The 25,342-nt window shown below is 38.0% G+C and carries 22 protein-coding genes; 17 read left to right on the top strand and 5 right to left on the bottom strand.

The genetic code is table 11. The annotated features are described in order from the left end of the window. Positions 1-60 precede the first annotated feature (60 nt). Entirely contained in the window at positions 61-939 is an 879-nt protein-coding gene (locus MMB69_RS16805; protein WP_221786037.1) for a LysR family transcriptional regulator, read from the bottom strand. A gap of 307 nt (positions 940-1,246) precedes the next feature. Between MMB69_RS16805 and MMB69_RS16800 the strand changes: the two genes are divergently transcribed. Beyond that, positions 1,247-1,525, top strand: a complete 279-nt coding sequence (locus MMB69_RS16800) for an ArsR/SmtB family transcription factor (RefSeq protein WP_025753557.1) — start codon at positions 1,247-1,249, stop codon at positions 1,523-1,525. Positions 1,526-1,880: 355 nt separating this feature from the next. Then, on the top strand, positions 1,881-2,453 hold the full coding sequence (locus MMB69_RS16795; RefSeq protein ID WP_025753556.1) for a flavin reductase family protein: 573 nt from the start codon (positions 1,881-1,883) through the stop codon (positions 2,451-2,453). Between the two features lie 439 nt (positions 2,454-2,892). On the opposite strand, the gene MMB69_RS16790 is transcribed toward MMB69_RS16795, so the two are convergent. Further along, complete coding sequence (locus tag MMB69_RS16790) at positions 2,893-3,396, bottom strand: L,D-transpeptidase (RefSeq protein WP_277448015.1); 504 nt, start codon at positions 3,394-3,396, stop codon at positions 2,893-2,895. Positions 3,397-3,688: 292 nt separating this feature from the next. Between MMB69_RS16790 and MMB69_RS16785 the strand changes: the two genes are divergently transcribed. Together MMB69_RS16785 and MMB69_RS16780 are read left to right on the top strand one after the other, a co-directional pair. Beyond that, positions 3,689-4,174, top strand: a complete 486-nt coding sequence (locus MMB69_RS16785) for a PaaI family thioesterase (protein ID WP_057241907.1) — start codon at positions 3,689-3,691, stop codon at positions 4,172-4,174. Positions 4,175-4,212: 38 nt separating this feature from the next. Continuing rightward, complete coding sequence (locus MMB69_RS16780) at positions 4,213-4,461, top strand: group-specific protein (protein WP_221786035.1); 249 nt, start codon at positions 4,213-4,215, stop codon at positions 4,459-4,461. A gap of 182 nt (positions 4,462-4,643) precedes the next feature. On the opposite strand, the gene zwf is transcribed toward MMB69_RS16780, so the two are convergent. Continuing rightward, a complete protein-coding gene (zwf, locus tag MMB69_RS16775) occupies positions 4,644-6,158 on the bottom strand; it encodes a glucose-6-phosphate dehydrogenase (protein ID WP_221786034.1) in 1,515 nt (504 codons plus the stop codon). A 164-nt stretch (positions 6,159-6,322) separates the two neighbouring features. On the opposite strand from zwf, the gene hxlR reads away from it, so the two are divergent. From hxlR to MMB69_RS16725, 10 genes are all read left to right on the top strand, one after another. Next, positions 6,323-6,688: a transcriptional activator HxlR gene (gene hxlR / locus MMB69_RS16770; RefSeq protein ID WP_013056244.1), complete on the top strand. Its 366-nt coding sequence runs from the start codon at positions 6,323-6,325 to the stop codon at positions 6,686-6,688. Positions 6,689-6,889: 201 nt separating this feature from the next. Next, on the top strand, positions 6,890-7,531 hold the full coding sequence (gene hxlA, locus MMB69_RS16765; protein ID WP_013056245.1) for a 3-hexulose-6-phosphate synthase: 642 nt from the start codon (positions 6,890-6,892) through the stop codon (positions 7,529-7,531). A 362-nt stretch (positions 7,532-7,893) separates the two neighbouring features. Continuing rightward, the gene (locus MMB69_RS16760; protein ID WP_277448059.1) at positions 7,894-10,317 is read left to right on the top strand and encodes a GcvT family protein; all 2,424 of its coding nucleotides are present in this window, start codon (positions 7,894-7,896) and stop codon (positions 10,315-10,317) included. A gap of 30 nt (positions 10,318-10,347) precedes the next feature. After that, the gene (gene solA / locus MMB69_RS16755) at positions 10,348-11,508 is read left to right on the top strand and encodes an N-methyl-L-tryptophan oxidase (protein ID WP_277448014.1); all 1,161 of its coding nucleotides are present in this window, start codon (positions 10,348-10,350) and stop codon (positions 11,506-11,508) included. A 66-nt stretch (positions 11,509-11,574) separates the two neighbouring features. Continuing rightward, positions 11,575-12,723 (top strand): aromatic ring-hydroxylating oxygenase subunit alpha, encoded by a 1,149-nt coding sequence (locus MMB69_RS16750; protein ID WP_277448013.1) that lies wholly within the window; start codon positions 11,575-11,577, stop codon positions 12,721-12,723. A gap of 80 nt (positions 12,724-12,803) precedes the next feature. After that, a complete protein-coding gene (locus tag MMB69_RS16745; protein ID WP_221786030.1) occupies positions 12,804-14,057 on the top strand; it encodes a quaternary amine ABC transporter ATP-binding protein in 1,254 nt (417 codons plus the stop codon). Positions 14,058-14,059: 2 nt separating this feature from the next. Continuing rightward, positions 14,060-14,923, top strand: coding sequence for an ABC transporter permease (locus MMB69_RS16740; protein ID WP_221786029.1), 864 nt, complete (start codon positions 14,060-14,062; stop codon positions 14,921-14,923). A gap of 21 nt (positions 14,924-14,944) precedes the next feature. Then, on the top strand, positions 14,945-15,826 hold the full coding sequence (locus MMB69_RS16735; RefSeq protein ID WP_221786028.1) for a glycine betaine ABC transporter substrate-binding protein: 882 nt from the start codon (positions 14,945-14,947) through the stop codon (positions 15,824-15,826). A 620-nt stretch (positions 15,827-16,446) separates the two neighbouring features. Further along, positions 16,447-19,200: a CHASE3 domain-containing protein gene (locus MMB69_RS16730; protein WP_221786027.1), complete on the top strand. Its 2,754-nt coding sequence runs from the start codon at positions 16,447-16,449 to the stop codon at positions 19,198-19,200. An 18-nt stretch (positions 19,201-19,218) separates the two neighbouring features. Beyond that, positions 19,219-20,073: a CheR family methyltransferase gene (locus MMB69_RS16725; protein WP_013056253.1), complete on the top strand. Its 855-nt coding sequence runs from the start codon at positions 19,219-19,221 to the stop codon at positions 20,071-20,073. Between the two features lie 28 nt (positions 20,074-20,101). Here the strand turns inward: MMB69_RS16725 and MMB69_RS16720 are convergent, their stop codons facing one another. Continuing rightward, the gene (locus MMB69_RS16720; RefSeq protein WP_221786026.1) at positions 20,102-21,244 is read right to left on the bottom strand and encodes a SpoIIE family protein phosphatase; all 1,143 of its coding nucleotides are present in this window, start codon (positions 21,242-21,244) and stop codon (positions 20,102-20,104) included. Between the two features lie 185 nt (positions 21,245-21,429). Continuing rightward, entirely contained in the window at positions 21,430-22,044 is a 615-nt protein-coding gene (locus MMB69_RS16715; RefSeq protein ID WP_277448012.1) for a LysE family translocator, read from the bottom strand. A 289-nt stretch (positions 22,045-22,333) separates the two neighbouring features. Between MMB69_RS16715 and MMB69_RS16710 the strand changes: the two genes are divergently transcribed. The 3 genes from MMB69_RS16710 to MMB69_RS16700 all read left to right on the top strand — a co-directional run bounded on the left by MMB69_RS16710 (position 22,334) and on the right by MMB69_RS16700 (position 25,324). Next, positions 22,334-23,707 carry an amino acid permease gene (locus tag MMB69_RS16710; protein WP_221786024.1) on the top strand — a complete coding sequence of 458 codons (1,374 nt, stop codon included), beginning with the start codon at positions 22,334-22,336 and terminating at the stop codon, positions 23,705-23,707. Between the two features lie 171 nt (positions 23,708-23,878). Then, on the top strand, positions 23,879-24,571 hold the full coding sequence (locus tag MMB69_RS16705) for a Crp/Fnr family transcriptional regulator (RefSeq protein WP_028408102.1): 693 nt from the start codon (positions 23,879-23,881) through the stop codon (positions 24,569-24,571). 36 nt (positions 24,572-24,607) lie between these two features. Further along, positions 24,608-25,324, top strand: a complete 717-nt coding sequence (locus tag MMB69_RS16700) for a YjjG family noncanonical pyrimidine nucleotidase (RefSeq protein WP_277448011.1) — start codon at positions 24,608-24,610, stop codon at positions 25,322-25,324. The last annotated feature ends 18 nt before the right edge of the window (positions 25,325-25,342 follow it).

Raw genomic sequence — 25,342 nt, 5'->3', positions numbered from 1 at the left:
ATCAAACAGCTGTCTTTTTTATATGCACTAAATAGCAACACATGTTTATTTAAGTACTATTTAAGCATCTTCTTGAGCAAAAAGGGTACGAGCTGTTTGGATAAAAGCATCTGTCGCTTTGGATATATCTTTCATATCTAGCACTGCTATATTGATATCTCTATACGTATCTGGTTTTAACTCACGAACAACAACTTGGTCTGGCAACCACCAAATATTTTGTTTTGTTGTAATGGTAATTCCTAACCCTTCTTGTATCATACTTAATCCTGTCTCTATATAATCCATCTCAAACCGTACTTTAGGAGTCAAGTTATACTCGTTGAATAGAGCATGAATCTGTACCTCATAACCGCATTTTCCAATTAGTATATCTTCATCTTGTAGGTCAGGAATACTTATTGTTTCTTTCTGAGATAAAGGATGGCTTGAGTGCATAAGTACAATCAGTTGATCTTTAATTAAAGGTAAGGTATCAAAATCTTTATCAGGAGGAATGATAATTCCTACATCAATGCATCTGGAACGTAACCACTCTTTTACTTGATCTACACTACCTTCCGAAAGCTTGATTTCTATACCAGGATACTGACTTTCCATTGCACGTATGATCTTAGGAATAAACCTAGTACAAGCAGTTCGGTAAGCGCCAATGTGTACCTTTCCAATTTCTAACCCCTGTTCAGCCACAATTAATTCATCTACTTTTTGTAATTCACTCAGGATTGTTCTAAAAGTAATTAATATTCTCTCTCCTACATCTGTAAAAGATATTCCATTCTTCTTATCTCTTTTAATTAACTTCGTTCCTAATTCCGATTCAATTGTTGCAACGGTACGACTTACCGCAGGTTGTGTCATATGTAGCTCTTCACCGGCTTTTGTAAAACTTCCTGTTTCTGATATCCGGACAATAAGTTCAATTTGTGATTTGTTCATATCAATTTTGTTATCTCCTATATAATTAATATGCATTTCATTTGTATTAGAATCCAATGTATCATGAAAGAGAATTAAACTTCAAGAAATTAACCGAAGATAATTAGGATTAGCGATTGTAATAAATTATTTTCATTTGTGCTTATAGTACTGTTTTGAGGATTTTATTTTTAAAGTGCAGTTGGCTTTAGCAATACTATATAATCATCCATCAGGAAAATGAGATCTCTATAGTATACTTGCAACTATAATTTTAGCTTGTACTCATATGGGGTATCTAATTCATTCAGAAAAAGGGGTACTAACAATGGAGGATAACTCGAAGTTACAGCAGGCGACAAAAATATATAAAGCACTCGGTGAACCGACCCGATTAAAGATTGCTCGTTTGCTTGCTAATGAAGCAAATTTATGTTGTTCGGATATTGGGACAAAACTTGAATCAATTGCTGGATCAACTTTATCCCATCATTTAAAACAATTAACTGATTGCGGACTTCTGAGTACTTATAAAGAAGGCACATATATATACTACAGCCTAGACCGTGAGTTAATTGGAAAGTATGCTCCATATGTAATGGAGTAATTTCTCTTAGTTCTATATTTCTATACTTAAGGAAATATAGAACTAAGAGGTATGATTTTTCTTGTCTGGATTATGGCTAAATTGCTTGATAGGTATCCTCATCTAAATTCTGAGTATATCCATTACTAGTACTTTAGATAAAAAGGCTAAAGCAAATCATCTATCGTTATTATAAGCGCGTTAAATTCATGTTGTGTCACCTTTATAAAACATTTCTGAAGAAATTGTAAAGGTCCCTTTGTCTACGTGCAAAAATCAGCTCTTTACAGCTAATTTTTCAAACGCTCGGTTAATGTATGAACTTAAATCTATATTTCTAGAAATATCAAAATATAAAACAAAAGGAGAATGAATAATGGCAATTAAGCCTGTTGATTTAAAGAAAGCATACCGTTTATTACAAGTAGGTCCAACAACCATGATTTCTGCTAAACACGATGGGATAGAAAATGTAATGGCAGCCGCTTGGGTCGGTCTGGTGGGAAATAATAAAGTGATGGCGTTTATCGGCAAACAAGCTTTCACACGTGAACTCGTTGAAAAGAGTGGTTATTTTGTAGTACATGTTCCAACTGTTAAACAAATGGAAACTGTCTTGTATGTTGGTGAGCACAGCTCTAAAGAAATAGACAATAAACTTGATAAGATCTCACTATTTTACCAAGAAGAGTTTGATTTACCACTAGTTGAAGGTTCCGCTGGCTGGCTAGTATGCAAGGTTCTTCCAAATTCTGAAAATGAACAAGAACATGATCTTTTCATGGGTGAAATTGTTGGTGCTTGGAGTGATGATCGAGTATTCAACAACGGACATTGGATTTTTGATGATGCTCCTGATGAATTGCGTACAATACACTATGTTGCTGGCGGTCAATTCTATGCTATTGGAAAAGGTACTAAATTTAATCACGGACCTGGTACAGACTAAATAAATCGGTAAAGAAAACTCTCACAGTCTCATTTTGGTTAGATGAAATGGCCAAAGAGGAAATGCTTTTGAGGATGGACTGAGTCTTAAGAACAAGTAAAAATCAGCCTTACAAAAAAAGTGGCCTTTCTCTAACGAGAAAGGCCGCCCATATTGTTTACTTATTTTGTTCGAGAGTTACATTTTCAACTACCACAGCTTTTTCAGAACCTGTAACTGAATTGGAACTTGTTCCTGTCTCCATTGTAAAGGCCAGTATAACAACGGCTGTCAAAGCAAGTCCTCCAACAGCATAAGCAGCGTAACGCTTTAAGCTCTTTACAGTTAATTTTTCAAACGCTCGGTTAATTTGCAAGATGTCAGTAGAGTATAAAAAGTCAGCTTCTTAATTCATGGTTAATGCCTGCATCATAGAAAAATTGTTAATACTGCTTTTTGATTAATTTTCTTTTAAATGATACCCTTTGAACTCGTAACCGTACACGCTCGTCAACTCTACAAAGCTCTTATAGGAATAAGTGATAGCAACCGGTGTGCCTATTTGGACTTTATCATAAAGCTTTTCGATGTCTGCATTATGCATTCTTACGCACCCTTGACTCACATATTTTCCAATGCTACTTTCATTGTTATTGCCGTGAATACCGTATGTATCACCATACGTACCGTTTGCATTTAATCCTAACCACCTTTTTCCTAATGGGTTGCGAGGATCGCCCCCAGGAATATGTCCTGTATAGTAAGGACGGTTTTTAATTTTGTTTACCACTTTAAAGAAGCCAACAGGTGTTTTATCCCATGTTTTTCCCGTTGCTACTGGATCAAACATTTCAATATAGCCATTGTGAAAATAGGCAAGCTTGTTGTAGTACTTGTTAATAATATCAAATCTTGATTCGTAGGCTTGCTTGCTGCTTCTGTTTTCACCTGATTTACTCCACATAATGCGACCATTAATAAGGTAAGAACGGTCATTGATTTCATAAAAATATTCTTCATAAAAACTCTCCTCTTTTTTATATTTTTATAAGAAACAAAAAAGCACCTTTCAATTAGAAAGATGCTTTCTCGTCACCATCATTTATAAATAAAACCCTAGTTAATCGATTATTTTTTAAGTGAGGCTTTTCTTCTATTATGATTTTTGGTTATTTAAGCTTGAAAATAGTCCGTTTAGTTCTAACGATTGTAGGAGAAAATGTGTTAAAATATTCCGAAAAAAGGAGTGGTGAACCATGGAAAAAGTAGTAAAAGCGATTCAAGACGAGTATCCGGATGATTTTGCATGGTGTTACGGCTGCGGCCGATTAAATCAAGAAGGCTATCATTTTCGGACAGGGTGGTTGGAAGAAAAAACCATTACCCTTTATACACCTAAGCCTGAACATACAGCCATACCAGGATTTGTTTATGGCGGACTTCTTGCATCACTGATTGACTGCCATGGAACAGGCTCTGCATCTCTTGCTCTATATCGTAAAAATGGCTACGAAATAGGAGATTCAGCAGAGCCGCCGCGATTTGTTACCGGTTCTCTCCACGTAGATTTTAAAAAACCAACGCCGCAGGGTGAAGTACTAAAAGCAATAGGAACGGTTGAAGAAATTCACCCGAAGAAATGGAGAGTTAAAACAGAAGTATACGCGAGTGACATCATTGTTGCGACCGGAGAAGTTGTGGCAGTTGTTATGCCAAGTACGTTTAAACGCAAAGAAGACTAAAAAATGCAAAACAGTTACATGAAAAGGGAGGAAAAGGTATGGGTAAATGTAATTTAGACCACTCGGTAGAAGATGTACAGCAGAAGTTTAACTCGCAGTCACAATGGCTGCCAGAAGATATTCGCTCGTTATTTCATGAGTTTCTCGTACGAAATCCTTCGCAAACAACATTAAACGAGATGTTTCACTTGCTGAAGAAATATGATTTGGTTGATGAACAAGAAAGAAAAGAGCGAGATCGAAAAATCAAATGGCTGATATTAAATAAAGAAGATACGAAGGTTTAATTTTTTAAGTGACATAGATTTAGCCAGGTGAAGTTATTTGAAACATGTACAAAAAGAGGATGGAACACGAATGTTTTAGTTAAAGGAAGGTCCGAACAATGTATCATTCGGATCTTTCCATTGTTTTAGTTATGTCTCAATCTCTTTTTATAGATTAGAAATAATCTAGGATAATGATAAAACTACCACCACTTAAACCCGTCGTCTTCTAATAAATGATTTGAAGCTGCTGGTCCCATCGTACCCGCAGGATAAAAATGAAGAGGAAAGCGTTCATCATTAAAAACTTCTAAAATAGGTTGCACCCATTTCCAAGATAATTCAACTTCTTCCCAATGAGCAAAAAATGTGGATTCTCCCTGTAAAGCATCAAATAACAGCAGTTCATAAGCCTCGGGTACTTCTTTTTGATTTGTTGAGAAATTGATAAAAATAGGTTCGATTTTATTATCATTCAAAGGGTTTTTGCTGTTTAATTGCAGTGATATACCTTCATTTGGGCTGATTTCGACAACCAAAAGGTTGGGAATAACTTCTTCGTCTGTATGAACATTTTTTAAAGGATGTTTAAATTCAATGACGATACGCGTGCATTTTTTACTCATTCTTTTTCCTGTGCGAAGATAGAAAGGAACTCCTTTCCAAAGCTCATGATCAATCCATACCCGGACTGCTATAAATGTATCATTAACGGAAGCTGCATTGATGCCGGGCTCATCTTTATATCCTATAACGGAACGATTTTGGATTTTTCCCGCTTCGTATTGACCTCTTATGACGTTCGAATGGATAAACTCTTTTTGTAGAGGGCGAAGGCTTTTCATAATTTTTATCTTTTGTTGGCGAGTTTTTGCAATGTTAAGTGTCTTTGGCAGCTGCATGGCAGTCATCATCAGCATTTGAAGCATATGGTTTTGGAACATATCCCTAATTGCACCGGACTGATCATAGTAATGCGCTCTTTCTTCTACACCAACTGTTTCACTAGCTGTAATTTGAACATTTGCAACGTAGTGATGATTCCATAGTGCTTGTAAAATAGGGTTTGCAGATGCTAGAGCCTCCAAATTTTGAATCATGGGTTTTCCCAGATAGTGGTCGATACGATAAATCTCTTCTTCATTGAACGTTTCAGTAAGCTTTTGATTTAACACTTGAGCAGATTGTAAATCGTGTCCGAAAGGCTTTTCGATAATAAGACGTTTCCAGCCTTTTGTAGATCCCAATCCGCCGGTATTTATATTTGAAGCAATAACGTCTACAAATTCAGGAGCCACTGATAAATAGAAAAGACGATTTTCAGGAATATTTAATTCTGCTTCGCCTTCTTGAATAGCATGCAGCAACTGGTCATATCCATCACTATTGGTAACATCCATTTTATGATAGCGAACTGTCTTAAGAAATTCTTTTATCTTGGATTCACCTTGTCTAAAGCGCCTTGAAAAAGTCTTTACTGATTCTTCTACATATATTTGAAAGGCATCATCAGACCAGTTGCTTCTATCCGTACCAACAATAGAAAAGGAAGAAGGAAGCTTTTTATCTAAAAATAAATTATATAACGCAGGAAAAATTTTTCTTTTAGCTAAATCTCCTGTTGCTCCAAATAAGATAAAGGTCATGGAATCCACTTCTAACGCTTGTGGTGAATGAGACTTGAGACAATTATCACGTGAACGAGCTACACTGCCCAATTGATCTCCTCCTTTATTTTAACGGTCTATTGCAGTGAATATAGTCTGTTACCACCTTTACAGATTACAGTATAGCAGGTACAATTTTCCTTTATAAGTAGACACTTTATTTTCATATAGTGTCTAAAACTATACTATTACGCGTAAAAAGGGAGGAAAAAGGATTGAGCAGACTTTTTAGCAAAACGTTTAACTGTGAAAAGGAATTAACGTTAACGATTATTGGAGGCAAGTGGAAAATGCTGATTATGTGGCACCTAGGAAAAGAAGGGACGAAACGATTTGGGGAGTTAAAGTCCATGATGCCGGGAATTACTCAGCGAATGTTAGTAAGTCAGCTGCGAGAATTGGAAGAAGATCAAATCGTTCATCGAAAAGTCTATCCGGTTGTCCCTCCAAAAGTTGAATATTCCTTGACTGAACACGGGAGAAGCTTAATGCCCATCCTTGAGAGCATGGATGAGTGGGGAAAAAATTATATGGAAACCGTTATAGAGCCTGAAATGAATAATTCCAGCCATATGGGTTAAAATCTTTTGGTAAGAAGGATAAAACTACTCTTATTATTCGGAATTTTCTAAAATAAATACAAATGATACGCTGCATTGAAGCGTCCATAGTATATTTTTAGTGACTATATGTTTTAAAAGTGCCTACTTTTTTTTTGAAAGTAACGGTTTTACAATGAATTCATGCTAGACAACCCCATTTAATGAAGGAGTGAAGTAAGTATGGAACTTCAATTAGCATTGGATCTTGTAAATATTTCAGAGGCAAAAGAAGTAGTGCAGGAGGTTCAAGAGTATATCGATATTGTAGAAATTGGAACTCCAGTTGTAATTAACGAAGGGCTAAAAGCAGTCAAAGAAATCAAGGAAGCCTTTCCGTCTTTAAAGGTATTAGCTGATTTGAAAATTATGGATGCAGGTGCTTACGAAGTAATGAAAGCTTCTGAAGCGGGTGCTAGTATTATTACGATTCTTGGCGCTACTGATGATTCGACTATAAAAGGCGCTGTAGAAGAGGCTAAAAAACAAGGAACACAAATTCTTGTTGATATGATTAATGTAAAAAACCTTGAGCAACGTGCAAAAGAAGTCGATGCACTCGGTGTTGACTATATTTGTGTACACACAGGGTATGATCTTCAAGCTGAAGGAGAAACCCCGTTCGAGCAGCTTCAAACGATTAAACGAGTTGTGAAAAATGCAAAAACAGCGGTGGCAGGAGGTATTAAACTGAATACACTTCCTGAAGTCGTGCAGTCACAGCCGGATCTTGTGATTGTGGGCGGGGGAATTACAAGTGAAAAAGACAAAAGAAACGTTGCAGAAGAAATGAAAAAAGTAGTCAAACAAGCAACTTTGGTCTAAAAATAAGCAAAAGTATTTAAGCCTTCAAAATTAATTAATCGGTAAATGGTTTAAAAAGAAGATAGCTAAGTTATTTTAGCTATCTTCTTTCCGTCATTTTTAGTATAACCATTCATTGATAAGTGTCATTTTGACAGATAGATAGTTTCTTTAAAATTCGTTATTCGAAAGAAAAAGACGGCAGTTTTTCTGGTATTTTAAAGTTAAGAAAGCGTTATCCGAACATTAGCGGAAGAAAGTCTAAAAAAATCTATGTCACATCTTTTAACAAAATACTTTGAAAATTATGAATATTAAAAATATAATTAACTATCGACAATATTTAACATCTTCAAACCAAAAAAGGAGGGAGATATAAAGTGATGGAACATAAGAGGATAGTAGTGATAGGAGCTGGAATTGTCGGGTGCAGCATTGCCTACTATTTAAGTAAAATGGGGCAAAGAAACATAACAGTGATTGAGCAAGGCCCTTTGTTCGAAACGGGAGGATCTACTTCTCACGCTCCGGGGCTTGTATTTCAGCTTAGCTTTTCAAAAATCCTGACAACACTAGCTTCTCAAACAGTCGAGACCTTTAAAGAGTTGAGTACAGATGAACAGCGCTCGTTTTATCCTGTCGGCAGTTTAGAAGTTGCCCGTACACCAGAGCGATTAGAAGACCTAAAGAGAAAGGCTGGTGTTGCCAGCTCATGGGGAATCGAAGCTTTTCTTCTTTCACCGCAGGAATGCGCGGAAAAAAATTCGTTGATTTGTCCTGATCGTATTTGCGGAGGTCTCTATGTTCCTTCAGACGGTATTGCCAAACCTTTGCATGCCGTTGATAAAATGACTCGTTTTTCTAAAGAGTGCGGAGTAGAATTTTACGGTCATACAGAAGTGACGAATATCGAAGTGACAAATGGTCAAGTAAAAGCAGTGTACACGAGCGCTGGAAAATTTGAAGCAGATGTAATCGTGTGCTGTGCCGGATTTTGGGGACCTCGCATCGGAGAAATGGTCGGTGTAACGATTCCTCTTCAGCCGATGGCTCATCAATATGTGTTTACAAATGATTTACTTGAATTAAACGGAGAAACGGAAGAAGTCGCGACTCCTCTTATTCGAGATCAGGATAACGCAATTTATTTTCGTCAGGTAGACAAAGGGCTTGGGATTGGATCATATCAGCATGAGCCGTTTCCAGTCGAACTCAGTGACATTACAAAATACGGAGAAACAAAAGAAATGCCTTCTGTTAAACCTTTTACACCAAAAAGTTTTGAAAAACCGTGGGAAGATGCATTGGAATTAATTCCGGCATTAAAACAGCCAGGAATAAAAAAAGGAATGAACGGCATTTTTTCCTTTACACCTGATGGAATGCCGCTGCTTGGCGAATCACAAGCAGTAGGGGGATTTTGGGTAGCCGAAGCCATATGGGTAACGCACTCTGCAGGTGTCGCTAGGCAAATGGCTGAATGGATGATGAATGGTGCACCGACTGTGGACTTGGAGCTATGCGATATTAATCGTTTCGATACGTATGCATGCAGCCCTGTTTATTACAAACAGCGGTCTATTGAAGAATATGAAGAGGTTTATAGCATTCATCATCCATTTATGCAGCGAAAAGTATCGCGAAACATGCGCGTAAGTCCATTTTATATGCGTCAGCAAGAACTAAAAGCGTATTTTAACGAAAAAGCAGGTTGGGAGCAGCCGCAGTGGTATGAAGCTAACTATCCGCTTATATCCACATATGAAAAGAAGATGGTAATAAGAAAGGGGTGGTCCGCTGAATATTGGTCACCGATTATCGAAGCTGAACAGTTGCATACTCGTCAGTACGCAGCGATTTACGATACAACGGCAGCAAAGAAAAGGTTGGAGATTAAAGGGGAAGGAGCTCTCCAGTTTTTACAGAAGCTAACGACAGGAAATATAGACATTACAGTAGGTCAAAGCATACGTACGTGTATGTTGCATGAGCGAGGCGGCATAAAAGATCAAATAACGGTTATTCGCAAAAATATATCCGCTTTCTTGATTGTTTGTACGGGAGCTGTAGAAGCAAGCTGGATTCAAAAACACGTGCCTCAAGACGGTCAAGTTGTTTTTCAAGATGTAACGTCAGGGACATGCAGTATAGCATTAATTGGTCCTAAAGCTACAGGAGTAATGAAGTCCGTGGTTCAACGCTCAGAACTTAGCAGCACTTGGCTTCAAGGGCAAGCGAAAACCCTGTTTATTGAAAATAGTTCAGTTCTTGCTCTGCGTGATTCCTACGGGGGAATGGAGAGCTGGGAGTTGATTACAACTTCTGATCAAGGCCTGAATTTATGGGATTTATTAATTGAACAAGGACAGCCTTATCAGCTGATTGCCGCGGGAGACCGAGCTCTTGAAAACCTTCGAATTGAATCTTTTTCGTTAAAAAGCGGGAAAGACTTTTGGAGCCAGCATCATCCATATGAAGTTAACCTTCATGAAATGGTTGATTTAACAAAACCAGTTTTTATTGGAAAAGAGGCATTGCTTGATCGTCAGCGAAAAGATTCTGAAACAGTATTAGCGACGCTCATATTAGATGATCCTTCAGCGATAGTAATGGGATATGAACCGGTCTTTTATGGAGAAACAGCCCTCGGATTTGTGACAAGTGCTGGCTATTCATACAGCTTAGGAAAAGGAATTGTACACACTTTATTATCTCAAGCTGTACATGAAGAAATGGTTTTAGAAGTTGAATACTTTGGTCAGCGTTATAAAGCAACAATGATGACACACTCCCCAGCGGTAGTTTAATTGATCAATCGAAAGACAGGAGGAATGCAGATGTCAACACATTATGATGTCATTATTATCGGATTAGGAGCTATGGGGAGTACGGCTGCTTATCAGCTCGCCAAAAAAGGTCAGCGGGTATTGGGGTTAGAACAGTTCGGTCCCGCTCATGACCTAGGATCGAGTCACGGAGGTTCTAGAATCATTCGGCAGTCGTATTTTGAAGACCCTGCTTACGTTCCATTATTGCTTCGCGCCTACGAATTATGGAATGAAATTGAAAGAGAAAGCGGTCAAGAAATTCTTACGGTTACCGGTGGACTTATGATGGGACCTCCTGATAGCTTGACGGTTTCTGGAAGCATCGAAAGCTCTAAACAGTGGAATCTTGCGTATGAGATTCTAGAAGCAAAGGATATTTACAAACGGTTTCCGGCGTTTACACCTTCACCTGCTACGGTTGCTCTATATGAAGAAAGAGCTGGATTCGTCAGGCCGGAAGCGAGCGTATATACTCACCTTCTTCAAGCAGAAAAGTACGGAGCTGAGCTTCATTTTTTTGAGGAAGTGGTGTCGTGGGAAGCTCATCCTTCTGGTGAAGGCGTGCGCGTTGTAACAGCTAATGGAATATACGAAGCTGGAAAAATCATTATTTCTGCAGGCGCTTGGGCACCCGATTTATTACGGGATTTAGGTGTTAGCTTACAAGTAGAGCGTCATGTGCAAATGTTTTTTGAACCAACACAAGGAATAGATATTTTTTCAGTGGGAAAACAGCCGATTTATATTTGGGAAGCAGATGATTATGTACAGTTGTATGGTTTCCCTTCTTTTGGATTAAAGGCTGAAGGAGCAAAAGTGGCGTTTTTTCGAAAAGGAACAGCTTGTACGCCGGAAACGATTGATCGAAATATATATGAAGACGAAGTGAACATGATGCGGCACTATCTAGCTCAAGGTATTCCACAGCTTAACGGTCGATTTTTACAAGGGAAAACGTGCATGTATACCAATACACCAGATGAACATTTTGTCATTTCACTGCATCCTGAATATCCTCAAGTAGCGATTGCAGCTGGATTTTCTGGACATGGTTTTAAGTTTGCAAGCGTAGTAGGAGAGATTTTAGCAGATTTAGTGATAGAGGGAAAAACTAATCACCCAATTGATTTGTTTACTCCGCAGCGATTTGCGGCGAATAAAATAGTATAAATCGTCGTCAGCTCTTGCGAATGGTTCTATTTAAATGTTTCTAAAGAAGCGAAGGAGGAATAGTAGATGGTTATGGAACATGGTTTAGTGAATGATAATGGGAGACTTGAGCCCACGTTGAAAGGAGAGCTGTATACATCTTCGGACATTTTTAAGTTAGAAAAAGATCATATATTTTCTAAATCATGGAGTTTAGTTGCATTTGAATACGAAATAGCAGAGCCGGGACAATATATTACGACGAGAGTTGAGGGCGAAAATATTTTAATTACTAGAGGAAAAGATCACGTGCTGCGTGGATTCTTGAACGTATGTCGGCATCGAGGAGCTAAGCTGTGCAGCCAAGCATCCGGTAAAGCAGGTGTTATTCGCTGTCCATATCATTCGTGGAGCTATAGCTTAGATGGTGATTTAGTAGGTGTTCCTAACACAAGCCACTGTCGAGAAGAACTCGTGCATAATGAAAATTACGGACTAACATCCGTTCACATTGAAGTGTGGCACGGTATGGTTTGGGTTAATTTATCTGACAATCCTATGTCTGTTGAATATCAGCTAGACGCACAAATTTTTGATCGTTTTGGAGAACTTTATACGTTTGCTAGATATGAAATTCAAAACTTGAAATCCGCTCATCGTGAAGAATATGAAGTCGAGGCAAACTGGAAGCTTATTGTAGAAAACTTTCAAGAGTGTTATCACTGTTCCTCTATTCATCCTGAACTTACGGCAACGCTGCCTGAATTTCGTTCGGGAGTCGGTACTCAAAGTTCCGTGGGGGGCGGGGCTAAGTTTGGGAATGAATTAGAAGCTTTTTCAATCAGCGGGAAAGGAAGCCGTCCTATGCTAAAAGGATTGCTTCCTGAAGATGACCGCACGTATTTTGGCATTACCGTTCTGCCGCTTGTATTTATCAATTTAACACCGGATCACGTTATTATTCATCGTATTATTCCAATTAGTGCGGAAAAGTCTAAAGTGATTTGTGAATGGTTATTCGACCCGGAAGAAATGGCTAAGCCTGATTTTGACCCAAAAGATGCCGTGGAATTATTTCACCGCGTTAATTTACAAGACTTTGAAGCGTGTGAGTGGTGTCAAGAAAATATGAGCTCAAAATCTTATAAAGAAGGAGGTATTTTAGTACCTATCGAACAGCACGTTTCTCATTTTTACAATTATGTATTGGAAGCAATCGGTATGAAGGTCGAATAGTAAGTAGAAGTGGTCTGATACGTTACCTTAAGGTGTCAGACCACCTCTAACAATCTACTTTAAAATAAGGGGGAAATAAATTGAGTACAAGCTCTAAACTAACAGAACCCATTATCCGCGTTACCGATGTTTCAAAAGTATTTGGTCGCCAAAAAGAACAGGCTCTTAAGCTGAGAGAGTCTGGACAAAGTAAATATGAAGTCGAACAAGCTACGAAGACAACTGTTGCTATTTACAATGCTCATTTCGAAGTAAAAAAGGGAGAAACCTTTGTGTTAATTGGATTATCAGGAAGCGGGAAATCTACTTTACTTCGATGCTTGAACGGACTTGTAGAACCGACAGAAGGGGCGGTATATCTAGAAAACACAGATATTTCTCATATGTCAAAAAGACAGCTTCAGGAAGTCCGGAGAAATAAAATTGGGATGGTCTTTCAAAATGTGGGCCTCCTTCCAAACCGCACCGTGATTGACAACATTACGTTCGGTCTAGAGATACAAGGTGTATCAGCAAGCGAAAGGGAAAAGCGAGGGAAAGAGGCGCTTGAAATGGTGGGATTAAATGGACAAGCTTATAAAAGAATTTATGAATTATCAGGAGGTATGCAGCAGAGGGTTGGATTAGCGAGAGCTCTTGCTTCTGAACAGGAGATTTTGCTAATGGATGAGCCTTTTTCGGCGTTAGACCCTCTTATTCGAAGAGATATGCAAAAGCTATTTCTTGATATTCAAGGAGAAGTACAAAAAACAGTTATCTTTGTAACGCATGATCTAGATGAAGCATTAACTTTAGGGCACCGAGCTGCCGTAATGAAAGACGGAGAGATTGTACAGCTTGGAACCGCTGAAGATATTTTAAGTCAACCGGCAACCGATTATGTAAAACTGCTTGTTCAAGACGTTAATTACGGCAAAATTCGCCTTGCTAAAGACGCGGTGGTTCCGGTAGAAACGGCTGCCTATGAGTATGAATCACCGCAAGTCGTATTAAGAAGAATGAGAACCAATCATTTATCTACTATTTTTGTTCTTGATAGTGCTGACCGCTTGTTGGGCTTAATGAGCATTTATACGGTGATGGAGCTGATAGAAGCTCATAAGCATGATTTAAAAGGAAAAGAAATGACACAGCCGCATTGTGTTAATCCGGATATGTCTTTACAAGAAATGATTCCTTTATTTACAGACAGTCATTCGCCTGTAGTCATTGTTGATAATCATCATCGCCTACAAGGTATGATTTCCCCAAGCACCCTTATTGCAAATCTCACTGAACGTACTGCAGTAACCGAGCAACAAGAAGTTAAGTCATATCAAATGGAGGTCCGATAAATATGATGGTAAATTCCGCGACGATTCCTCGTATCCCTTTAGATAAATGGGCAAATTCATTTGTTGATTACATGATTGATAGTTTTTCAGGTGTATTTACTGGAATCAACCAGGTAATGACCAGCTTAATAAGCAGTCTCGAATGGGTACTGACCGCTTCTCCTCCTCTAGTAACGGTCGTTGTTTTTGTTCTATTAGCGCTATGGTTAACAGATTGGAAGATAGCTGTATTTACGTGTTTTGGTTTACTTCTTATTATTAGCTTGAATTTATGGGAAGCATCGATGCTGACCTTATCTCTCGTTTTAGCTTCTACTATTATCTCACTTCTATTTGGCGTTCCTTTAGGCATATTATCACACCGCTTTAACAAAGTTGGAGCAGTGATAAAGCCGATTCTTGATATTATGCAAACAATGCCTGCTTTTGTTTACTTAATTCCGTCCGTACTTTTATTTGGATTAGGGAATGTTACAGCTCTTATTGCTACTTTTATTTTCGCAATGCCGCCTGCCGTTCGCCTGACGCTCCTTGGACTTCAGCAAGTTCCTCAAACCACTTTAGAAGCGGCAGAAGCTTTTGGAGCGACGGAATGGCAAAAATTAATTAAAGTCCAGCTGCCGCTCGCTTTGCCTATGATTATGTCGGGTGTAAACCAGGTTATTATGCTATCTCTTTCGATGGTTGTTATTTCTTCAATGGTCGGTGCAGGGGGCTTGGGTGCTGAGGTATTAAGAAGCATCAGTATGTTGGATGTAGGCTTAGGGTTTATCGGTGGGATTGCGGTTGTCATTATTGCCGTTATTTTAGATCGTCTGACGCACCTTTCTACTCAAAAAAGAGAAGGTATTCAATCAAGCAAATAAAATGAATAAAGGTGGGAGTATATGAAACAATCAAAAAAAGTTCTTTTTATTATGCTAACAATCATCATTATGCTGCTTGTCTCCGCATGTGGCAATAGCAATACGGCAAGCAGCACCACGACTAAAAAAGAAATTACAATTGGATACATACCATGGGACGAAGCCGTAGCTGTTACGTTTCTATGGAAGGAATTATTAGAGGAAAAAGGTTATAAAGTTAAAGCAGTTCAAAGCGACGTAGCTCCGCTTTTTTCAGGAGTTGCTCAAGGAAACATTGATTTATTTTTGGATGTATGGATGCCGACCACCCATAGTTCTTATATGAAAAGATTTGGAAAACAAGTTGATGTGCTCGGTACTTGGTATGATCAAGCAGATAGCGGATTGGCCGTTCCCGACTACGTAGATGCGCAGTCACTAGCTGATTTAAAAAATAAGAAAGATGAGTTTAACGGAAAGATTATTAGTATTGAACCAGGATCTGGAATAAACGGTCTTACTAAAGATCATGCGATGCCAAGCTATGGGTTAACAGACTGGAATTTAGTAGAAAGCAGCACAGCCGCCATGTTATCGGAATTAGATAAAGCCATTGCTAATAAAGAACCCATTGTTGTTACGTTATGGCGCCCGCACTGGGCTTTTGAAAAGTATAATCTCAGATACTTAAAAGATCCCAAAAATACGATGAATCCAACTGGACCTGAAAAAATACAGTCGATTAGCAAAAAGGCATTTAAAGAAGATTATCCAGAAGCAGCAAAGTGGCTGAAAGATTTTTCTATTAGTGCCGATCAACTAGCATCTTTAGAATCAGAAATTAACAGTGCAAAAGACGAAACAAAAGGTGTGAAAAACTGGATTTCTAAAAATAAAAAAGTGACGGAAAGCTGGGTGAAATAATAGAAGGAAAAGAAAAGGCTGTCTCATAAGTGAAGCTATTGACTTAGAGACGGTTTTTTTGTGGGAGAACTTTTTATCTGCAGCTTTTCTAACGGATTAAGGTCGGTAAAAGCTCAATAAATGAAAGTTTTTTAACCTGATATGTAAATTAAAAAAATATATTTAAATTAAAAAAAGTGGCATTGCTTTCTATTATCCAAGTACAATTTAAATAATGAATGCTTTATGTTTCGCATGTAAGTATTTATTTATACCTATGTTGTCATAATTTATGTGATTCCCTAAAGCATAAATTACTTTTCATTACCTTATTGTGTACAAAAATATTGTAAGATAGGCTCATGCTTTTAACAGCATGGGCCTATTTTTATAGACAGCTTGAAAATAGATATTTGTAAACTGGAAAATTAATCTTTCCCTCTTGTACAATAAATATTCTTCTGTACAAAAATAGAGTGTATAATAGGAATGTTAAATTGATAGGAAAAAGAGAGAAGCCCTATTAAGTAAAGGAAGATGGAGTGGAGAGTGTGTACTGAAAGTAAAATTGTCCAGCGGCAAAAATAAACATGTTTTTCGAATGCTTCTAGAAGAATATCTAGAATGAAAGTAGGAACATTATGGAAAAGAAAATGAGGTTTGGCATCAAATCCAAAATTATTATTGGATATTTAATTGTTATTGTCTGTTTATTTATTGCATTTATTGTTTTAAACAGTCAAATTTCATCTTTGCAAAAAGAACGAAATTTTATCATTGATCATGATATCGAAGTGCATGATCTGACCAATCGAATTGAAAAACACCTGCTCGATATGGAAACCGGACAAAGAGGCTATATTATTACAGGAGAAGCGAGTTACTTAGAACCTTATAACAGCGCAGCATCAAGTTGGGAAAAAGATTATAATGCACTGTATCAGCTTCTAAATAATAATCCAAATCAGCAGGAGAAACTGGAGAAGATTAAAGGAAGCATTCAAGACTGGATTGAAGCTGCTGGTGAACCGACCATTGCATTAAAAAAAGAAAATAATACAAAAGAGCTTCAGCAGTTTTTTGAGAAAGATCCTGGGCGCCAGTATATGGATGATATACGCAGCCAGTTTACTTCTTTTAGAAATGTAGAGAAAAAATCGACTGAAACAAGAGCAGCAGAGTTAGACGGGAAAAATCAAAAAATAAAAATTGGACTTTACGGTTTGCTGTTATTTGTTACGCTTATTTCACTTGCTATCGCTATTGTTTTGTCCAATTCCATTGTGAATACGATTAAAGAAGTTACGCAAACGATCAAACGAATTACGGCTTCAAAAGGCGAGTTAAAAGGAAGAATTAAAGTTCGATCTAATGATGAAATTAAAGATTTAGGGATAGCCACGAACGCGTTGTTAGAAAATATTGAAGAGCGAAACTGGCTTCAAACGAACATTGCTCATGCTGTAACGATGTACCAAGGCATAGCATCCGTAGACAAGCTTGCGGAAAAATTTCTCTTTACGGTTTCAGAAATGACAGGAGCTTCTTTCGGAGCATTTTATGTTCGAGAGGAAAATGATAAAGGAGATCTATTCGTCAAACAAGCTGCTTTTGCAGATAGAAAAGGCGACGCGGGAAGAGAGAGCTTTTTGATAGGCGAAGGGCTCATTGGACAAGCTGCTTTAGAAAAAAGAACCCTTGTCATAAACGATGTACCTGACACGTACCGGCTCATTGCTTCAGGATTAGGAGACGTAAAACCTAAGAGTATTTTTATTGTACCCGTCTTGTTTGAAGATGAAGTAATTGCAGTTATTGAGCTGGCATCGCTGCACGAATTTACAGTTTTAGAGCAAGAACTTATTAGTCAAGTGATTGAAACGTTTGGTCTCACTATCAATGGTGTAATCAGACGTATGGAAATTGCTCGTCTATTAAAAGAATCTCAGGCGATGACAGAAGAGCTCCAGGCTCAGTCTGAAGAACTCCAAACACAATCAGAAGAACTGCAAATGCAGTCTGAAGAGCTGCGTATGATTAATGAACAGCTAGAAGAAAGAACAAAAGATGCAGAAGAAAAATCGTTTGAATTAGAGGCTGCAAAAGAAGATTTAGAAGAAAAAGCGCATCAGCTGGAATTGAATTCTCAATACAAATCCGAATTCCTTGCTAATATGTCGCACGAGCTTCGAACACCGCTTAACAGCATTCTTATTCTGTCTGAAATGCTTGAAGAAAACGCGGCTAAAACGCTATCTGAAGATGAAGAAGAATATGCTCGTATCATTCATTCTTCAGGAAAAGACTTGTTGGCATTAATCAACGACATCTTGGATTTATCAAAAGTAGAGTCTGGAAAATTAGATGTTTTGCTTGCCGAGATGAATATGAGTGAGCTTCCAGATCAAATTGAACGTAATTTCAGCCACGTTGCTGAACAGAAAAAAGTACAATTGAAAATTAATAAAGCACAAGATGTACCGGACATCATTCACACAGATGAAAAGAGATTCCAGCAAATTGTGAAAAACCTTTTATCAAATGCATTTAAATTTACGGAATCGGGATCTGTCACAGTATCCATTCAACGAGTGGCTGACCATCGTCTTACAACACCTATGCGTACAGTGGATACGGATTGCTGGCTAGAAATAGCTGTAGCCGATACAGGGATTGGTATACCAAAAGAAAAGCATCAGCTTATCTTTGAAGCGTTTCAGCAGGCGGATGGAGCTACGGTTCGCAAGTACGGAGGAACCGGACTTGGCTTATCTATTTGCAGTGAGTTTGCAAAACTATTGGGCGGCTGGATTTCCCTAAGCAGTGAAGTAGGAAAAGGAAGTACGTTTACACTCTATCTTCCTAGTCTCTCTAACGGCCTTGTTGACTATGAAAAAGTGAATTTTGCATATGAAGAAGTAGCAGTATCTGTAGAAGAAGCTGAACCTAAAACAGAAATAACTGAAATTGACCATCCTGTACAACCAGTTGAACCTTCATTGCAAGATGATGAAAATGTGTTTCAGGATAAGCGAGTGATCATCGTGGATGATGACCAGCGCAACATTTTTGCCTTAAAAACTGCGCTAGCTAAACAAGGTATGACCATTATGACAGCTCGTAACGGAATAGAGTGTCTTGAAATGATGAAGAATGGTGAACCATTTGATCTCATTTTAATGGATATTATGATGCCGCAAATGGACGGATATGAAGCGATGCAGAAAATTAGAGGAGAGCTAAAGCTTGTTGATTTACCTATTATTGCACTAACTGCTAAAGCGATGAAAAATGATCGTGAAAAATGCTTGGAAGCTGGAGCATCAGATTATATCAGCAAACCTTTAGATTTAAATCAGTTGTTCTCCGTTATGCGTGTATGGCTAGTAAATTAAGCGGGGTATGAAACATAAATGGATATGAAGCACCTAGATTTAAGTGAAGACTTAGTTATGAATAAAAAAACAGATTTGGAGATTGATTTACTGCTGACGGCTATTTATCGATTAACAGGATTTGATTTCAGACAGTACGCTAAATCTTCTATCTGTCGCCGAGTCTATAATCGAATGAAAATTGAACGTATTCCAACCGTGTCTCGATTGTTAGAAAAAGCGATTCACGAAGAAGAGTTTATGAATCAGCTTTTAAATGATTTTTCGATAAATGTAACAGAGATGTTTCGCGATCCAAGCTTTTTTAAAGCATTTCGCACAAAAGTGATTCCGGTATTAAAGGATTATCCGGAAATTCGCATTTGGCACGCTGGCTGTGCAACGGGCGAAGAGGTATTTTCTATGGCGATTCTTTTAGAAGAAGAAGGGTTAATGGATAAAACGGTCATTTACGCAACCGATATGAACGAAGATGTATTAGAAAAAGCAAAACAAGGTGCCTTTTCTTTACGTAAAATGAAGTCATATACAAAAAATTATATTCAAGCCGGTGGAAAGAACGCCTTCTCGGAATATTATCAGACGGATCATCACTATGCATATTTTCATCCGTCGCTGTTAAAAAATATTATCTTTGCTCAGCATAATTTAGTCACGGATCAGTCATTTAATGAATTTCACGTCATCATTTGCCGAAACGTCCTTATTTATTTTACAGCTCAGCTGCAAAATCAAGTGTATAATTTATTTTCAGAAAGCCTGTGTGCAAAAGGATTTCTTGGGCTTGGTGATAAAGAAACGCTTCGCTTTGCTGAAGGAGCAGCTTCTTATATCGAGTTTGCAGGGAACGAGCGCATCTATCAAAAGCAATAAAAAAAGACCTCATTTGTGAGGTCTTTTTTTATTGCGCCTGTGCTTGAATCATAAGCACGCACATGTCATCAGGCTGATTTAACTTTTGTTCTTCTGAAAAAATTTCATTCATAAATACCTGCGGATTTGTCCATTTTTGTTCAGTAAGTTTTTGAAGACGAAGAGCAGATTCATTTTCGCAAGGACCCATTGATTCAAGAGCTCCGTCTGTAAATAGCAAAATTTGCACATCGTTTTCAAAGCTGACAACAGATTTCTGAACGTCCATTTCTTCAAAAAACCCTACAGGACAGCTTCCTCGTTGAAGAGGAACGAGCGTATGTTCATCCACTAACATATAACCTTCTGGATGCCCGGCGTTCACATATTCTACTGTCTTAGCTTCCGTATCAATGACTAAATAAATAGCAGTGAAATAGTAAGGGATTTCATCTTTTTCGCTGTGCAATAATTCCATGTAGCGATTTAACTCTGTAATAACCTTCTCAGGGTCTACGAGGGACTTGATAGCTTCTCTGAGCACAGACGAAATAAACATACAAACAAGGGAGGCAGAGATGCCGTGCCCCATCATATCAAAAAGAATGATTCCGTATCGGTGCTCGTCAATTTTGTGCCAATAGTACATATCACCCGCTAATTTAAAAGAAGGATAATATGAAACTTCCATTTGAATATCTTTCTCTCGTAGAGGGGGACTGAGTAAGTTTTGCTGTACGTGTGTAGCTAAATCTAACTCATTTTGAATTTTCTTTTCATGTTCCGTGTGCCAGTCAATTTCTGCTTTAAGGCGTAAAGCTACCCGCATACGAGCCAGCAGTTCCACTTTATTGATCGGCTTTGTGATGTAATCTGTTCCGCCCGCGTCTAGAGCTTCTACTAATTTGCTGCTGTCTTCTAGAGCTGTGACAAAGATAATTGGAATATGTTTTAAGCGTTCTACCTGTTGAATTCGCCTGCAGGCTTCAATTCCATCAATTTCGGGCATCATAATATCAAGTAAAATCAAATCGACCGAATTCGTTTTTGAGTTCTCATCGTCCAGGTTAAGATAGTCGAAAAGGGCATGGGCAGACGTAAGAGACACACAGTTATCGTAGCCAGCGCCTTTTAAAATTTTTTCAATCACAAATAGATTGACTTGATTGTCATCTACTAGAAGAATGGTCATGCTTTATTTCCCCTTATTATGTTTGAAGACTAATGATTGAGTATGTAGTTTTCAAGCATTTTTATACTTTTTCTGTTTTTCTATTTATCTATTATACAGAAAAGACAGCGTTTAGGGTATTTTTTAAGATTATTCTTTTCTATTAAACAAGTAAATCGCTCCCATAAAAGGAGACAAATTACTTTTTATAGCAATTTGTATAACGCAAATATCCCGAAAGTCAGTACAACCGCTCCCGAAATACGATTTACCCAGATTAAGCTGTTATTCGTAAACTTCGACCGGGCAAGACTAATAGCAAAGCTGAGTGAAAGCCACCAGCAGGCCGATCCTAAAAATACGCCTGCAACCATTGTCAAAGCAGAAGTAGCATCAAATGCTGATTTACTAATGCCTACACCAGAAAATACGCCAATAAAAAATAAGATCGTCATTGGATTCGTAACGGTTAAAAAAAGAACGCATGTATAAGAACGAAGCAACCCCCCTCCTTTAGCAGCAGCAGCGTGCTCTGCAGGCTGAGAACGGAATGTTTGAACACCTAAATAACATAAAAATAATCCCCCAATCAGCTGAAGCCAAATCTTTTGGGTTAGTAAAAAGGTTGTAATGAACGTTAGGCCAAACGCAGCGATGCATCCATAAAGAGCATCTGCTGTAGCTGCTCCCAGCCCGGATACAAATCCGTGTAATCTCCCTTTAGATAACGTGCGATTGATGCATAAAATACCAATGGGACCGACGGGAGCAGCAACGGAAAAACCGATCACTAACCCCTTTAGAAAATAAAATAAGCTCATCTTTTACGTTGCTCCTATGAAGTTTTTCTTTAGTATAGTACAAAAGCAATCGTGAATGAAGCCAAATTTGAGAAAGTTGTTAACACATACTTTTAGTCTGTTCGGGTACATCATAATGGTGTTATAAAAAACATCACTAGTAAATTTATTTTAATCATTAAAAAGTTCAAAAACTAAATTATTTTACACAGAAAATTAAATGTAGTAAAATAATTCACTGTTACATATATAGAAAGATCTACCACTGAAAAGTAGTCATTCGTAATGAGATGAAGAGAGGTTAGTCATCATGAGTAATCTGTTTGCAAAAAAAGATGTTAACAAGCTGTTAGAGGAAAATGCAGCAAAAGAATCAACTAAGACACTAGGGTTATTTGATGTTATCTTGATGGGAGTAGGAGCAACTATTGGGACAGGAGTTCTGGTTATAGCAGGGCTAGTTGCCGCCAGGGATGCAGGGCCCTCGGTCTCCATTTCCTTTGTTATTTCTGCAGTAGCCTGTATTCTTGTTGCGCTGTGTTATGCAGAATTTGGTTCAGCTGTTCCAAGTTCGGGAGGCGCATATACATACATATATGTTTCATTAGGGAAATTTGTAGCGCATTTAATAGGGTGGTCGATCGTAGGATGCTATACGGTATCTTTAGCTTCTGTAGCGGGCGGATGGTCATCTTATGTGAATAATGTGCTTACTGAATTTGGTATTAGACTTCCTGAATCGTTCACGGCCATACCAAGCGATGGAGGTATTATTAATCTTCCTGCAGTATTTATTGTGCTGTGCATGTCGTTTTTATTAACAAGAGGGGTAAAAGAAAGTAAAAAAATAAATAACTTAATGGTTTTAATCAAGATAGGTATTGTTCTTTTATTTGTAGCCGTCGGCGTCTTTTTTATTCATACAAATAACTGGCACCCATTTACCCCTTTTGGTGTGAAAGGAATCTTTGCAGGCGCAGCTTCCGTCTTTTTTGCTTATAACGGATTTGATGCCATTTCTACTTCGGCAGAAGAAGTGAAAAATCCGCAAAGAAACTTGCCGCTAGGCATCTTGATTGCACTAAGTGTTTGTGCAGTCATTTACGTAGTAATTGCATTAGTATTAACAGGAATGGTTTCTTATAGAGAGCTAAACGTAGGCGATGCGTTGTCATATGCGCTCAATAGTGCAGGACAAGAATGGGCAGCGCTCATTGTATCTATAGGAGCGGTTATTGGCATTATGGCCGTCGTATTTGCTTATTTGTTTGTCGTGCCTCGTATACTGATGTCAATGAGCCATGATGGATTATTGCCGTCTCTTTTTGCGAAAGTAAACCGGAAAAACAGTGAACCTGTCATATCCACATGGCTTGTCGGGGCGTTAGGCGCGCTCGTAGCTGGTTTTGTTGATTTAAAACAGCTGGCGGATTTAGCGAATATGCTGGCGATTGTTACGTTTGCTGCCGTTTCATTTTCGATTTTGGCTCTGCGAAAAAGTCAGCCTACTTTAAAACGAGGTTTCAAAGTACCTTTTGTGCCATTTATTCCGATTATTGCTATTCTTTGCTGTATCTTTCTCATGTTCAACTTATCAATAAAAACGTGGATGTATTCAATCGGCTGGATGCTGATTGGCGTCTCTATTTACGTTGGATACGCCAGAAAGAACAAGAGCGTTTAACAAAAAGACTCTAAGCCAACGAGCTAGAGTCTTTTTTGTGTATATATTTCTCTTGAAAGTGAGCTATGAACATAACGTAAAAATTAAAATTTTATTTGAGACATATGTCCTTTTTATTTTAGGAAGTGTTATTGTTTAATAAAAAGAAACCGTTATGATGGAGAGGAAAACATGAGGGAAATTACGAGTGAGAAACAGCTGATGGAGTATATAAATACTTATAAATTAGAGTCGGTTTTCAAGAAAGAGTTACTACCGCATTTGTCATTGTATGATGTCGAGGCAGGGGAACGTCTTTGTTCTCAAGGAGATGCGTCTCACTGTTTGTACATATTGATGAAAGGCAAGGTTAAAGTTTATACCATATCGCCCGAAGGCAAGACGCTTGTTCTTTCTTTTAAACAGCCCCTTGAAGTAATAGGCGATATTGAGTATGTACAAGATGTTGAGATTATGAATACGGTTGAAGCCGTTTCACCTTTAGTTGTTATCGGTATACCATACAAACGATTAAAACAGCATGCGAGCAATGACCCACAGCTGCTGACGTTTTTACTGGAAATGCTCACAAAAAAGTTTTGCGCAAAATCTAACTCGCTAAGCTTTAATTTAATGTACCCAGTGGAAGTGCGACTGGCTAGTTACCTGCTCTCTATTTTTTGTGAAGAATCGCATTTGGTTATGAATCAAAAAACAGAAAGCTTAAAAGATATAGCTAATTTAATCGGAACGACTTACCGGCATTTAAATCGTGTTCTTCAGAAATTTGTAGCGCAAGGAGTTATTGAAAAAAAGAAAGGCTCCATTATTCTCAAAGATAAGGAAAAACTGAGCTGTCTAGCAAACGACAATATATACGAGTAGAAAAAGTAATAGATTAGTTGAAGGGGAGAGAGAAGAATGAAGACATACCGAACGCTACTATTTGACATTGATAATACGCTTTTAGATTTTAATGCAGCCGAAGAGCAGGCTTTACAGCTTCTTTTTGCTAACCACGATATTCCGCTGACTGAGGAAAGCAAAAAACGTTATAGTTTGATCAACCAGGGGTTATGGACAGCTTTTGAAGAAAATAAAATAAGCCGTGAGCAAGTTGTAAATACTCGCTTTTCTACTCTATGTAAAGAATATGGAATAGAAAAAGACGGAAAGCTACTTGAAGCAGAGTACCGAACTTATTTGAACAATGGCCATCAGCTAATTGACGGAGCAGTTGAGGTAATTGAAAAACTGAGCAATTACTATGATTTGTACGTTGTTACAAACGGAGTCTCGGCTACACAGTATAAGCGCCTTCAAGACTCAGGCCTATATCCTTATTTTAAAGAAGTATTTGTTTCAGAAGATACAGGTTTTCAAAAACCTATGAAGGAATATTTTGATTATGTTTTTTTACATATAGAAGAGCTGTCCGTACATGAAACATTAATTGTGGGAGATTCTTTGAGTGCAGATATTCAAGGCGGGCAGCTAGCTGGTATTGATACGTGCTGGTTTAATCCTCAGGCAAAAAAGAACGATACAAAGTGGGTGTCAACCTACGAAATAGGAAGACTTCAAGAGCTTTATGACTTGCTGAACGTAAGTAATGAAGCAGCTTCGTTACAAGTCTAAAAGTGTATAAACGTTAGA

Source organism: Priestia sp. P5 (assembly GCF_029522155.1).
Lineage (GTDB): Bacteria > Bacillota > Bacilli > Bacillales > Bacillaceae_H > Priestia > Priestia megaterium_E.
The sequence above is the reverse complement of the archived record's forward strand: the minus strand, read 5'-3'. Positions and strand labels throughout refer to the sequence as shown.

What these genes read in the sequence shown, in the direction of transcription:
- MMB69_RS16710 (WP_221786024.1), top strand. Translation starts at nt 22,334, where the DNA reads ATGAGTAATCTGTTTGCAAAAAAAGATGTTAACAAGCTGTTAGAGGAA.
- MMB69_RS16780 (WP_221786035.1), top strand. Translation starts at nt 4,213, where the DNA reads ATGGGTAAATGTAATTTAGACCACTCGGTAGAAGATGTACAGCAGAAG.
- MMB69_RS16785 (WP_057241907.1), top strand. Translation starts at nt 3,689, where the DNA reads ATGGAAAAAGTAGTAAAAGCGATTCAAGACGAGTATCCGGATGATTTT.
- MMB69_RS16720 (WP_221786026.1), bottom strand. Translation starts at nt 21,244, where the DNA reads ATGACCATTCTTCTAGTAGATGACAATCAAGTCAATCTATTTGTGATT.
- MMB69_RS16705 (WP_028408102.1), top strand. Translation starts at nt 23,879, where the DNA reads ATGAGGGAAATTACGAGTGAGAAACAGCTGATGGAGTATATAAATACT.
- MMB69_RS16715 (WP_277448012.1), bottom strand. Translation starts at nt 22,044, where the DNA reads ATGAGCTTATTTTATTTTCTAAAGGGGTTAGTGATCGGTTTTTCCGTT.
- MMB69_RS16760 (WP_277448059.1), top strand. Translation starts at nt 7,894, where the DNA reads ATGGAACATAAGAGGATAGTAGTGATAGGAGCTGGAATTGTCGGGTGC.
- MMB69_RS16795 (WP_025753556.1), top strand. Translation starts at nt 1,881, where the DNA reads ATGGCAATTAAGCCTGTTGATTTAAAGAAAGCATACCGTTTATTACAA.
- hxlA (WP_013056245.1), top strand. Translation starts at nt 6,890, where the DNA reads ATGGAACTTCAATTAGCATTGGATCTTGTAAATATTTCAGAGGCAAAA.
- MMB69_RS16725 (WP_013056253.1), top strand. Translation starts at nt 19,219, where the DNA reads ATGGATATGAAGCACCTAGATTTAAGTGAAGACTTAGTTATGAATAAA.
- MMB69_RS16740 (WP_221786029.1), top strand. Translation starts at nt 14,060, where the DNA reads ATGATGGTAAATTCCGCGACGATTCCTCGTATCCCTTTAGATAAATGG.
- MMB69_RS16750 (WP_277448013.1), top strand. Translation starts at nt 11,575, where the DNA reads ATGGTTATGGAACATGGTTTAGTGAATGATAATGGGAGACTTGAGCCC.
- MMB69_RS16730 (WP_221786027.1), top strand. Translation starts at nt 16,447, where the DNA reads ATGGAAAAGAAAATGAGGTTTGGCATCAAATCCAAAATTATTATTGGA.
- solA (WP_277448014.1), top strand. Translation starts at nt 10,348, where the DNA reads ATGTCAACACATTATGATGTCATTATTATCGGATTAGGAGCTATGGGG.
- MMB69_RS16800 (WP_025753557.1), top strand. Translation starts at nt 1,247, where the DNA reads ATGGAGGATAACTCGAAGTTACAGCAGGCGACAAAAATATATAAAGCA.
- MMB69_RS16735 (WP_221786028.1), top strand. Translation starts at nt 14,945, where the DNA reads ATGAAACAATCAAAAAAAGTTCTTTTTATTATGCTAACAATCATCATT.
- MMB69_RS16700 (WP_277448011.1), top strand. Translation starts at nt 24,608, where the DNA reads ATGAAGACATACCGAACGCTACTATTTGACATTGATAATACGCTTTTA.
- MMB69_RS16805 (WP_221786037.1), bottom strand. Translation starts at nt 939, where the DNA reads ATGAACAAATCACAAATTGAACTTATTGTCCGGATATCAGAAACAGGA.
- MMB69_RS16790 (WP_277448015.1), bottom strand. Translation starts at nt 3,396, where the DNA reads ATGTGGAGTAAATCAGGTGAAAACAGAAGCAGCAAGCAAGCCTACGAA.